This window comes from Aeromonas sp. S41-2 (assembly GCF_027705845.1).
GTDB lineage: Bacteria > Pseudomonadota > Gammaproteobacteria > Enterobacterales > Aeromonadaceae > Aeromonas > Aeromonas hydrophila.
On sequence record NZ_JAPDCG010000001.1, the window covers coordinates 280,168 to 291,701 of the forward strand.

An 11,534-nucleotide genomic window follows, 5' to 3' on the forward strand; every position below is an offset into this window, starting at 1 on the left:
ATCCCGCCAAGGGGTTCACAACCCCGGCAGATCTGTTAGTATGCGCCTCGCACTTGTGGAGGGGTTCCCGAGTGGCCAAAGGGATCAGACTGTAAATCTGACGGCTCTGCCTTCGAAGGTTCGAATCCTTCTCCCTCCACCATTTCAAGTGCAGTCACGGCACCCGCCGTGGATAAAAATTGGCAATACCCCGTGGAGGGGTTCCCGAGCGGCCAAAGGGATCAGACTGTAAATCTGACGGCTCTGCCTTCGAAGGTTCGAATCCTTCTCCCTCCACCATCATTCAAGAAAACCCGGCCTCGCGCCGGGTTTTCGCTTTTCAGCCCCCCCTCTGTTCATCAGCATCAACGCCGCCAATAAAAACGGGAGGCTTGTGCCTCCCGTTCTTCTCTCTTCCTGCCCGCTACAGGGTGAAGCGATAGAAGATATCCACCGCCTGGGCCACCCCGCTCATGGCCTGCAGGTAGAGCCTGGGCATCAGCTCGTAGCGCAGCTTGAACTCGGCGATGGGGCTGAACACCCCGACCCCGTACTGGAACTGCAGCCCCGGCAGCAGATAGGCCGACAAGGTCACCTGGGTGTTGTCACCACTGCCGGCAGTATCGAGGGCCACGTCGCTCATGCCGAGGGATTCCCCCAGACTGGAGACCACACCGTTGGCCTGGCTGACCGCGCCCGCCACCAACAGGCCGTTGAAGCCGCCATCCTCGCCGCTGGTCTGCAGCCCCTTGCCGCGCAGCAAGTAGGAGAGCTGCTCGGACTGGGCCAGCTGCGGCTCCGAGTAGACGGTGATCTTGGGCTTGCTGGCCGGCCCGGTCACCCGCACCCCCACCGTCACCTTGTCTTCTATGGTATCGGGATCCCGATACGCCTCTATGTTGAGGAACGGCTGATCGAGGGGGCCGGAGAAGAGGATGCGGCCATCCTTGATGATGAGGTTCTGGCCATAGGCCTTGAAGCGCCCATCGTTGAGCACCAGCTGACCGTTGCCCGCCAGCGGCCGCGAGGGATCCTGGCGGATGTTGATGCCGCCCCCCACCTTGGTCTTGAGCCCCATCGCCTCCAGCCGCACGTCGTCACCCAGCCGGATGGCCAGCTTGATCGCCATCGGCAGCGGCGCCGCCTTGGGCACCGGCGGCAGATCGTCGTAGACCACGGTCACATCGTCCGACACCGCCACCGCGCTCTCGGGCAGGCTCTTGACCAGGATCCGCGCCCAGGGGATGTCGACCTGACCGGTGATCCGGGTCTCCTCCCCCAGCGAGATGGCGATGTCCGGGGAGACCCGCACCCGGCCCATGCCCGGATACTGGGCTTCCAGCTCCTTGCCCTGGATGGTGAGGCTGCCTGTGACCGGCAGTTGCGCCCAGCTCAGCCAGCCCCCCAGTGCCAGCGGCCCCTTGCCCACCAGCATGGTGCCATCGAGCTCGGCCCGGTTGCCTTCAATCTTGAGGCGGGTCACCAGCTTGGACAGGGTCACCATGTCGGAGTGGGTCTGCACTTCCCCATCCAGCAGGTTGAGCTGGCCAAACAGCAGCGGCGAGGCCAGGGTACCGTCGAAACGGGCATCGGCCGAGATGACTCCCTGCAGGGAGCGCACCTCGGGGATGAGCGGGGCGAAGGTGGTCAGCTTGAGGTCGTCAAACTTGAGCTGGCCGGAGAGATTGCCGCGACCGGACGGATCCCGGATATAGAGCTTGGTGTCGATGTTGCCGATCTGCTCGGAGGCAAAATCGAGCCGGATCGCCGCCTGCTGGCGCTCGAAGTCCACCCCGAGCTCGAGACGCTGATAGTCGGTCTTGAGCTCGTCGGCTACGAAGGTGCCCGGCGTGGTGCGCACGGTGGCGTGCAGGGTCGGCTGATTGCCGCGCCAGCTGGCCCGTCCGTCGGCGGAGAGCACCGCCTGCCAGCGGAAGTTGTCCGGCAGCCAGGGCCGCAGGCGCTTGAGGTCAAACTGGTTGAGGGCAAACTCCAGGCTGCCCTGCTGAGCCGATACCTGGCTGCCCTTGACGCAGAGGCTGGCCCCTTGGGAGCCGAGGCAGAGATCCCCCATGGTCAGCCGCTGACGCGGCAGGTCGAGGTCGAGGGCCCAGGGCGCGCTCAGCTCCCAGCGCCGCAGCGGCGTCTTCAATTTGAGCTCGCTGAGGGCACCGCGCCAGCGCTCCCCGCGCAGACCGCCGCTCAGCTTGAGGTTGGCCGCCACCGGGTCGCCCTTCATGGTGAGCGACAGGGCGTGCTGGTTGAGATCGCCGCTCAGGTTGAGCGCCAGCTGGCTGAGGCTGGTCGCCCCCTGTACCAGGCTGGCCACCGTCAGGGCCACTTCCCCTGCCGGCTTGTCACCGACCAGGGCATTGCCCTTGATGGCGATCCCCTTCAGATCGGTGCCGGCATAATAGAGGCGGCTGGCAGCCAGCTCTGTGGTGACCCGTGGTGCCTGCTGATTGCCGGTCAGGCGCACCTGCCCCTTGATGTCTCCCTTGAGCCCGGGGTAGAGCCCCGCCAGGTTGGGGGCATTGAGATCCGCATCCAGCTTCCACGCCTGCTGGCTCAGGCTGCCCTTGGCCTGCAGCTGGTTGGGGCCGCTTTGCAGCACCAGCGCCGGGATGGTCCACTCCAGCTGGTCGTTGCCGCTCGCGCTGCCCTTGATGGCCAGCGGATACTGGTTGAGCTTGCCATCCACCTTCAGCTCGGGCAGTTGCAGTTGCCAGTGACCCGCCTCATCGAGCTCGAAACGGCTGGCAATCTTGCCCGCCAGCGCCCCTTTGAGCTCGGGCACCAGCTCGGCCGGGTTGATCCCCTTGAATTCCGTGGTGCCCTGCCAGCGTACCCCCTTGTCCCAGGCGAGCTTGCCGTCCAGCTTGAGCTCCCCCTTGAGGGCGTTGAGCAGCAGGTTGATCTGGTTCAGCTGCGTCAGATCCCCCTTGCCCGTCAGCGCCAGCTTGAAGGGGGGCACATCCGTGCCCTTGCCGGCGGTATTCAAGGCAAACTGGTAGCCGGAGAGCTTGCCCTTGGCACTCAAACTGCCCTTGTCCAGCCGGTAGCTGGGCTCATCTTTGGCGGGCTTGTGCAGCGGCCAGCCCAGGCTCTTCCACTCCAGCCCCGCATCAAAGGGCAAGTCGGGATCGAGGGCCGCCAAGGACCCCTTGAGGTTGGCCGCAACCGGCCCCTTGGCCTGCAGCGCCAATGCCAGCTTGCCCACCGAACCGCCGAGAGTCAGGCTGGCCTGCTGCCCCTGCAGTTCGCCATCCAGCAGCCCCTTGCGGGCCTTGGCATCCAGGGTCAGGGCGAGCGGATAATCGTCTTTGAGCTGGATCTTGCCCTTGAGCGCCAGATCCGCCATGGCATGGCGCAGGGAGAGCTCGCGCAGCGCGATGTCGCTCCCCTCGGCACTGGCCGACAGCAGCAGCTTGTCGAGCCCTTCCACCAATTCACCCTGCTGATAGCGAAACGCCGTGACCTGCAATCCTTCCAGCTGGATGGGGAACGGCAGCCGGATGGCGGGCAGCTCGATGGGGGTCGCCTTGGTTGTCTTTTGCGCCTTGCTCTCATCCGCCGGCTTCGCCTTGGCGATGACAGGCGACTTGGCCGCAGCCTTGTCTTGGGAGCTTGCCTTGGCGGCAGCTGGTTTGGCAGCCTCGGTGGCCTGCGTCTCGGCCAGGGTCACCTTGAGGCCATCCAGCACCGGCCCCTGCACGATCAGCCCCTTGCGGCTGAGGGTGGCGCCGATATCGAGGGACTTGAGGCTCACCCCCACCCCGGGCACCGTCACATCGAGATCCGCCACCTGGAGGCTGTCAACCTGAATTTTCAGGGGCAGCGGGTGCCAGACGAAGGGCTCTGACGGCTCTTCCGGGGTCGGCTCGGAGTCGGCGACCTTGACCACCGGGTGGGTGACGTTCAGGGATTTGATCCAGAGCTTGCCCTGCAGCAGCTTGCCCAGATCCCAGTCCAGCACGGCGCGATCCACCGTGACGTCCACCAGCTCGTCCTGCCAGCCGACCCCTTCCAGGGTCCAGCCATAGCCGAGCTGGCCCGCCACCAGCTCCCCCTTGAGGGAAGGCAAGGCGGCTCTCGCCTGCTGCCACAGCCACTTGTTGCCCTGATGGGTGAAGCCCAGCAGGCTGACGCCGATGAGCAGCAGGAAGATGAGCCCCATCAGCCAGAGAAAAATACGTTTTACCCAGATCACAGTGCAGACCCCCGCGAAAGACGCAGCCGCAGCGGCCAGAGAAAAATACGTTTTGCCCAGATCACAGTGCAGACCCCCGCGAAAGACGCAGCCGCAGCGGCCAGAGAAAGATGCGTTTTACCCAGTTCACAGTGCAGACCCCCGCGAAAGATGCAGCCGCAGCGGCCGGTCAGGAGAACAGAAGAGAAGAGGAGTGGAGCGCGGCCGGATCATAGTTCAGGCCCCAGCGCGAAGTGGAGTCGCAGCGGCTTCTCCTCCTCGGAAATGCCCACCGCCAGGTCGAGCCGGACCTGACCGATGGGGGTCACCCAGCGCACGCCGACCCCGGTGCCTATCTTCCAGGCCTCGCTGTAGTCGACCGTGGCGGTACCGCTGTCGACGAACAGGGCCCCCAGCCACTTGTCGCTGAAGCGGTAGTTGTACTCGGCGCTGGCGACGCTCACGTAGCGACCCCCCAGCAGCTTGCCGTCGCTGCCGCGCGGCGAGATGGTTTCGTAGCCGTAGCCGCGCACCGTCTGATCACCACCGGTAAAGAAGCGCAGCGAAGGCGGCACCAGCGAGAAGCTGTCCCCTATGATGGCGCCCTGTTCAGCCCGCAGCAGGAAGCGGTGATCCTCCCCCAGGGTGCGCAGCCACTTGCTGCGCCCCCACACCCGCACGAAGCTGATGTCGGAGCCCCAGTAGGGGTCGGAAAACTCCAGGGTGAGCTGCTGGCGATCGCCCCAGTCGGGCACCAGACCACCGCGCACCCGCAGCCGCGACCAGGAGACGCCGGGGATCAGCAGCAAGCTGTTGCCCTCGTCGGCGCCCTGGGTATAGATCTCGTTCTCCAGCCGGATGAACACGTCCCGGTCCCAGCTCTCCGGCCGCCGCTTCCAGCGGTGCACGCTGAGGGTGGTCAGGTCGGAGCGGGTATCGTTGTTGTCCTTGTATTGATAACCGGCCTGCAACGAGTAGTAGTCCCGCAGCGGATTGCCCACCGGGATCTGGTAGTCGAAGCTGAGCTCGGCCTCGGGCTGGGAGACCTTGGCGGTGGCGTTGAGCCGGTGGCCGTAGCGGTTGACCCAGGGCTTCTCCCAGGTGGCGCTCATGCGCGGCCCCACGTCGGTGGCATAGCCGATACCCGTTTCAATCTCGTGATCGACCCGGTTGGAAAGAGTCACCTGCACCGGCACCCGGTTGCCCTCGGCCTGGCTGATGAGCGGCTTGATGTCCACCTGCTTGAACAGCTTGGTGGAGGAGACATCCTGCGACATCTCCGCCAGCCGGATCGCCAGATAGGGGTCACCGCTCTTGATGTTGATGAGCGGGCGGATGAGGCGCAGCGCCTCCGGCGTGGCGTCGTAGTGGATCTCGCCGAAGTGGTAGCGCGGGCCGGAGCGAAACAGGATGTAGATCTCGGCAGTGCCCTGATCCGGGAACACCTTGACCTGGCTCTTGCTGATCTTGGCGTCGAAGTAGCCGCGGGCCAGCCCCAGACTGCCCAGATCCGCCTTGATGGATTCGTATTTGCCGTGGTTGAGGGGATCCCCCTCTTTCAGGGGCAGCTTGTCCAACAGCTCGCTGTAGAGCTCGTCGCTGCTGGCATCCCCTTCCAGCAGGATGTCGAGACGGGAGATAATGACCGGCTTGCCCGGCTCCACCTCGATGATCACTTTGGCGGGCGCCTTCTTGTCGCGGCTCAGGGTGATCTTGGGCTGGTAGTAGCCATAGACCTGCAGCGCCTTTTGCACGCTCTCGGTGATCTTGGCGCGGGCCGGACGGTACTGGCGCTCCTGATAGACCGGCAGGGCATTGAGGTAGGCCTCGACGTTGTCCTTGTTCTCCCCCTTCAGTCCCTTGATCTGATAGGTGAGTTTGGCCGCCATGGCAGGCGTGACGAACAGCAGCAGACAGAGGCTCAGTCCCAGCGCGCGAAGCCCACGACGAAAGGCCCGTGCGGGCGGTGAGATCCCTGCAGGCAGGGGCGGATTGCATCCTGTCAAACGTCAATTTCCCCGAAGAACATGATTAAAATAATGCGATATTCAGAACGAATATGAGGCTCACTCGATCGCAAACGCGCCTCATCCTAGCATATCCCCGGCCCGACATCAGAGCGGGGTGACAGCGAATTTCGCCATATTATTGAAGCCTTTGCCCGCGTAGGCTGCGCATTTTTCACACTTTCCCCCGCAGACTTATGCCACTGCGGGCCAAAAAGGGCAATCCATGACCAGCACGGCCATGCCATATGGCCCCTGCCAGCCCATCCGGCCCGGTATCGCGCCATCCCTTGTTGGCCGATGGGCGCGACATCAACTGTCGGCAACTGGTCAAGATAGCGGCAATTCCCTCTCTCAGCGGGCCCGCCAGCTGCATTCTGGCTGCCACTGGGCCGCCCGCCTTGCCCCACTCCCGCAGAGGTAGTGCATTTTATCTTGCAGGATCAAACAGTTGCCATCGCCCAATCAAAGCCTCGTTCAACCCAATCGATTTATCCCGCTGCCCCCCTGCTCACTTCTCGCCCACACTGGGCTTATTGCACCAAGGCTCGCATCCCACCAGAGGAGACACCGCATGCACGCACGCAGCGAACAGATGGCGGACTACATCGCCGATAGACTCGAATTCATCACCTTTCTCGCCTGTTGCAGCGCCCTGCTGGCCCTGCTGACCGGCATGAACGGCCAGCAGGCGCTGGCCTTCACCGCGCTGAACCTGCCGTTCGGGCTCGCCATCCTGCTGGGCATGGCCATGCTGGCACCGCTGCCGACCCACTGGCGCCTGCCGGGCATCACCTTGCTGCTGGCGGGCAGCGCCCTGGCGACCCTGCAACTGGGGGGCAACTGGCTCAATCCGCTGGCCATCTGGAGCCTGCATGCCCTGCTCGGGCTGGAGATCCTCTGGCAGGCACGGCCCAGAACCCGGCTTGCTGCCCGTGCCCGCAGCTGAATTTGCCATGACGGCTGACGCGCGACAGGAATTGGAGTACTCTTTGCGCCCCCGATTTGCCCACCGCCGAGGAGCGTCCCGATGAGAAAAGCCTGTGCCCAGCACATCCTGGTCAAGACCGAGAAAGAGTGTCTGGAGATCAAGGAGAAGATTGCCAAGGGAGCCGACTTCGGCCAGATGGCCAAGCGCTTCTCCACCTGCGCCTCCAGCAAGCGCTTCGGCGATCTGGGGGAGTTTTCGAAAGGCGACATGGTCAAGGCGTTTGACGATGCCGTGTTCAAGGGCGAACTGCTGACCGTGCTCGGCCCGGTGCGCACCAAGTTCGGCTTTCACCTTATCAAGGTGCTCTACCGCAACTGAGTTCAGGGCCCGGTTCAGGGTTCTGGGGTCAGCTCCACCGGCCAGCCGCCGCAGCGGCGGGCATAGAAGCCAAAACGCCAGGGGTGGCGCGCCGCCCAGTCCTCCATCTCGGGCGCCGGGGTGAACCGGCTCTGCGGCCAGAGCGCAACCCGGCTCGGCCGCCCGTGCAGGGCCTGCCAGCGTGTCAGGCTCACCTGGGCCAAGCGCCACTGATAGTCATCCTTCGGCAGCAGGGCTGGCGCAAATGCCAGGCCCCGATTGCAATACTGGCCCTCGCCATCGCGCCCATCCACCAGTTGCCAGAACACGTTGAGCAGATCGCCATAACCCACTTTGACCGGGTCATAGTCGATACGCACCGCCTGGCGCCGCGGCGGCACTTCCCGCCAGCTCGACCCCGTCGCCGCCAGCTGGCTGACGTAGCCCGGCTCCACCCGACTGACCCCTGGCAGGGTCTCGTAGACGGCTTCGGCGCGCCACATGTCCCCCGCTGCCAGCACGGCACTGTCCGCCCACAGCGGAACGCTTGGGAAAAGCAGCAAGATTGAGATAAATTTACTAACGTTATCAGTCAATTAAGTTTATCCTTCTGGGCACTTGTCCATCATAACCAGTGGATCCCCGTTATGCCCAGATATTTGTGGTGGCCGCTTCTGGCCTGGTTGCTGCCGCTCGCCGGCGCCCTCGGCAGCCGTGTTCACCTCTGGCCCTGGTGGCTGGGGTTCGCCATCAGCCTGCTCGGGGCCCTCGTCTCCCTCGTCTTGCTGGCTCGCCTGCCCTGGTCTCGCAGCCGCTGTGCTAATGGCTGGGGCGCCGCGCCACTGCTGTTGCCCCTGGCCTTCGTGGTGCAGGCACTGCGCACGCCGCTGGTCAACGATGTGAGCACGGATCCCAACAACCCGCCCCAGTTGCACTGGGCCAGCGAGCTCAGAACGGCGCAGGATCTGCCGATTAATCCGGCCCCCTTGAAAGCATTTGAGGGTAAACCCGGTCCTCTCTTTACCAGCTCCTCCCCGGTCGAGGTGATCACCGAGGCACACGCCTTGATGGAGCAGCTCGGCTGGCAGGTGCGACCAAGCCCGGAAGGGCTCGAGGCGGTGGTCACCACCGGCTGGTTCGGTTTTCAGGATGACGTGGCGCTGCGAGTCTTTGCCGGGCCCAAGGAGACCCGCATCGACATGCGCTCCGCCTCCCGTCAGGGGCAGAGCGACCTGGGCACCAACCGGGCCCGCATAGAAGAGTTTCTGATCCGCCTCAACGAGCGGCTGGGTCAGGCCTACAAACCCAATTTGAAGCAATAAGAAGGTCATCCATGCGCGTCGAGGTCAAGCCCGATCGGGAATATGCCTGGTTCATCCGCCCCTTTTTCTGGCTGCAACAGCGCAACTACGGCCAGGTGCTCATTCCGGGCAAGTGCTGGGGCCGCTCGCCGCGCCTGTTTGCCGCCGTCGCCACCCTCTATGGCGTCATCAACCGCAAGCGCTCCCCCATCGACCCCGTGCTGCGCTCTCTGGTGACGGTGCGGGTTTCCCAGCTCAACTGGTGCCGCTTCTGTGTCGACATCAACGCCATGACCCTCATCAAGCGGGCGGGCTCCAGCGAGAAGGTGGAGGCGCTCGCCAACTGGCGCGAAAGCCCCTTGTTCGATGAGCGGGAGCGGGCCGTGCTCGACTACACCGAGGCAATGACGGGGCTGGATGGAGTCAGCGATGAGCAGGCCGCCCGCCTCAAGCCCTGGTTTGACGACGACGCCATGGTGGAACTGACCGGCCTCATCGCCTTCCAGAATATGTCGGCCAAGTTCAACGCCGCCCTCGATATCGCCCCGCAGGGCTTCTGCCAACTGCCGGTGCAGCCAGTGCGTCCGCAACCGGATAACAAGGACGCCTGATGAGCGGCTCCCGTCTGCTGCTGGTGCTGGTGATGGGCTGCCTCATCGGCGCCTTTTTCGCCTTCGACCTTGGCCACTACCTGAGCCTGCCCCAGCTGCAGGCCCGTCAGGCCGAGCTGGCCGCCTTGGTCGACCGCCATTTCGTCAGCGCCGCCCTGCTGTTTGTCGCCGTCTATGTGGTGAGCACCGCTCTCTCCCTGCCCGGCGCCAGCCTGCTCACCCTGGCTGGCAGCGCCGTGTTCGGCGTTGCCTGGGGGCTGCTGCTGGTCTCCTTTGCCAGCAGCATTGGCGCGACCCTGGCCTTTCTCAGCGCCCGCTTTTTGCTGCGCGACTGGGTCGAGCGGCGCTTTGGCGACAAGCTAGCCAGCTTGCAGACTGGCATGAAGAAGGAAGGAGCGCTTTATCTGCTGAGCCTGCGCCTCATCCCCATCTTCCCCTTCTTTCTGGTCAACCTGCTGATGGGGCTCACTCCCATCAGAGTCAGCACCTACTACTGGGTGAGCCAGCTCGGCATGCTGCCCGGCACCTTCGTCTACGTGCTGGCGGGCAGCGAGCTCGCCAACCTCACCAGCACCGGCAATATCCTCTCCCCCGGTCTGATGGTGGCGCTGACCCTGCTCGGGCTGATGCCGGTGCTGCTCAAAGGTCTGCAGCGGCGCCTCGCCCTGCATCGGTTGCACGCCCCCTACCGCAAGCCAACCCGCTATGACTACAACCTGCTGGTGATTGGCGCCGGGGCAGGCGGCCTCGTGACCAGCTATATCGCCGCGGCGGTGAAAGCCAAGGTGGCGCTCATCGAGAAGCACAAGATGGGCGGCGATTGCCTCAACAGCGGCTGCGTCCCCTCCAAGGCGCTGATCCGAAGCGCCCGCTTTGCCGCCGAGCAGCGCCGGGCCAGTGAGCTGGGCTTTGGCCCAAGCCAAACCAGCGCCGATTTCGCCGCCGTGATGGAGCGGGTCGCCCGCGTCATCAAGGAGGTCGAACCCCACGATTCGGTAGAGCGCTATGAAGGACTCGGAGTGGAGTGCATCGAAGGGGAGGCGCGGCTGGTCTCCCCCTGGGAGGTGGAGGTGAACGGCCAACGCCTTGCCAGCCGCCATATCGTGCTCGCCACCGGCGCCCGGCCGCTGGTGCCCACGCTGCCGGGCCTTGAGCAGGTGCCTTGGCTCACCTCCGACACCCTCTGGCAACTGCGCACTGCGCCGCGCCAGCTGCTGGTGTTGGGCGGCGGCCCCATCGGCTGCGAGCTGGCCCAGAGTTTTGCCCTGCTCGGCATTCCCGTTACCTTGGTGGAGATCTCGGATCAGCTGCTGCCCCGCGAAGAGCGGGAAGTGGCCGAGCTGCTGGCAGAGCAGCTGGCCCGCGATGGCGTGCGGGTGCTCACCGGCTGGCGCGCCGAACGAGCCGACTATCTGCCTGCGGCCGAGGGGGAGCTCTCCATCCGGCTGCAACTGCGCCGAGGCGAAGAAATGCAGGTGGTGGAAGGGGATCAACTGCTGCTGGCGCTGGGCCGGGTCGCCAACGTCAGCGGCTTCGGGCTCGAAGCGCTGGGGGTGGAGCTGGCGCCGCGCGGCACGGTGGCGGTCGATGGCTTCCTCACCACCAACTACCCCAGCATTCTGGCGGTGGGGGACGTAGCGGGCCCTTACCAGCTCACCCATGCCGCCGCCCATCAGGGCTGGTATGCCGCGGTCAATGCCCTGTTCAGTCCGTTCAAGCGCTTTCGGGCCGACTATCGGGTCATGCCGGCCGCCATCTACACCACCCCAGAAATCGCCCGGGTCGGCCTCAATCAGAAAGAGGCCAGGGCGCAGGGCATCCCCTTCGAGCTGACCCGCTTCGAGCTGGCCGAGCTGGACAGGGCCATCGCCGACGGCGAGCGTCAGGGCTTTATCGAGGTGCTCACCGTACCCGGCAAGGATCAGATCCTGGGGGCCACAATAGTGGGCACTCACGCCGGCGAGCGGATCGCAGAGTTCGTGCTCGCCATGCGCCACCGCCTCGGCCTTGGCAAGATCCTCGCCACCATCCACGCCTACCCCACCCTGATGGAGGGGAACAAGTATCTGGCGGGCGAGTGGCGACGGGCCCGTCAGCCCGCCACCCTGCTGGCGTTGTTGACCCGTTATCACCGCTGGCGCCGCGGCGCCTGACCCAACT

At 64.8% G+C, this 11,534-nt stretch carries 8 protein-coding genes and 2 tRNA genes; 7 read left to right on the forward strand and 3 right to left on the reverse strand.

Going from position 1 to position 11,534, the window contains the following annotated elements; translation table 11 throughout:
* Positions 1-57: 57 nt before the first annotated feature.
* Both OKC44_RS01290 and OKC44_RS01295 read left to right on the forward strand, forming a co-directional pair.
* Positions 58-142 (forward strand) — tRNA-Tyr (locus OKC44_RS01290).
* A 52-nt stretch (positions 143-194) separates the two neighbouring features.
* Positions 195-279: transfer RNA gene (locus OKC44_RS01295), tRNA-Tyr, on the forward strand.
* Positions 280-403: 124 nt separating this feature from the next.
* On the opposite strand, the gene tamB is transcribed toward OKC44_RS01295, so the two are convergent.
* Both tamB and tamA read right to left on the reverse strand, forming a co-directional pair.
* Positions 404-4,189, reverse strand: coding sequence for an autotransporter assembly complex protein TamB (gene tamB / locus OKC44_RS01300; RefSeq protein WP_270810574.1), 3,786 nt, complete (start codon positions 4,187-4,189; stop codon positions 404-406).
* A gap of 209 nt (positions 4,190-4,398) precedes the next feature.
* Positions 4,399-6,174, reverse strand: a complete 1,776-nt coding sequence (tamA, locus tag OKC44_RS01305; protein ID WP_024943793.1) for an autotransporter assembly complex protein TamA — start codon at positions 6,172-6,174, stop codon at positions 4,399-4,401.
* A 574-nt stretch (positions 6,175-6,748) separates the two neighbouring features.
* On the opposite strand from tamA, the gene OKC44_RS01310 reads away from it, so the two are divergent.
* Together OKC44_RS01310 and OKC44_RS01315 are read left to right on the forward strand one after the other, a co-directional pair.
* Positions 6,749-7,123 carry a hypothetical protein gene (locus tag OKC44_RS01310; RefSeq protein WP_024943794.1) on the forward strand — a complete coding sequence of 125 codons (375 nt, stop codon included), beginning with the start codon at positions 6,749-6,751 and terminating at the stop codon, positions 7,121-7,123.
* Between the two features lie 81 nt (positions 7,124-7,204).
* On the forward strand, positions 7,205-7,483 hold the full coding sequence (locus tag OKC44_RS01315; protein WP_011705448.1) for a peptidylprolyl isomerase: 279 nt from the start codon (positions 7,205-7,207) through the stop codon (positions 7,481-7,483).
* Between the two features lie 14 nt (positions 7,484-7,497).
* Here the strand turns inward: OKC44_RS01315 and OKC44_RS01320 are convergent, their stop codons facing one another.
* Positions 7,498-8,058, reverse strand: a complete 561-nt coding sequence (locus OKC44_RS01320) for a peptide-methionine (S)-S-oxide reductase (protein WP_049049293.1) — start codon at positions 8,056-8,058, stop codon at positions 7,498-7,500.
* 51 nt (positions 8,059-8,109) lie between these two features.
* Between OKC44_RS01320 and OKC44_RS01325 the strand changes: the two genes are divergently transcribed.
* The 3 genes from OKC44_RS01325 to OKC44_RS01335 are packed head-to-tail and all read left to right on the forward strand — an operon-like array spanning position 8,110 to position 11,527.
* Positions 8,110-8,784, forward strand: a complete 675-nt coding sequence (locus tag OKC44_RS01325; protein ID WP_270810575.1) for a DUF1499 domain-containing protein — start codon at positions 8,110-8,112, stop codon at positions 8,782-8,784.
* Positions 8,785-8,795: 11 nt separating this feature from the next.
* Positions 8,796-9,374: a carboxymuconolactone decarboxylase family protein gene (locus OKC44_RS01330; protein ID WP_270810576.1), complete on the forward strand. Its 579-nt coding sequence runs from the start codon at positions 8,796-8,798 to the stop codon at positions 9,372-9,374.
* Positions 9,374-11,527: an FAD-dependent oxidoreductase gene (locus OKC44_RS01335; protein ID WP_270810577.1), complete on the forward strand. Its 2,154-nt coding sequence runs from the start codon at positions 9,374-9,376 to the stop codon at positions 11,525-11,527. The genes OKC44_RS01330 and OKC44_RS01335 overlap by 1 nt, the downstream gene beginning before the upstream one ends.
* Positions 11,528-11,534 lie beyond the last annotated feature (7 nt).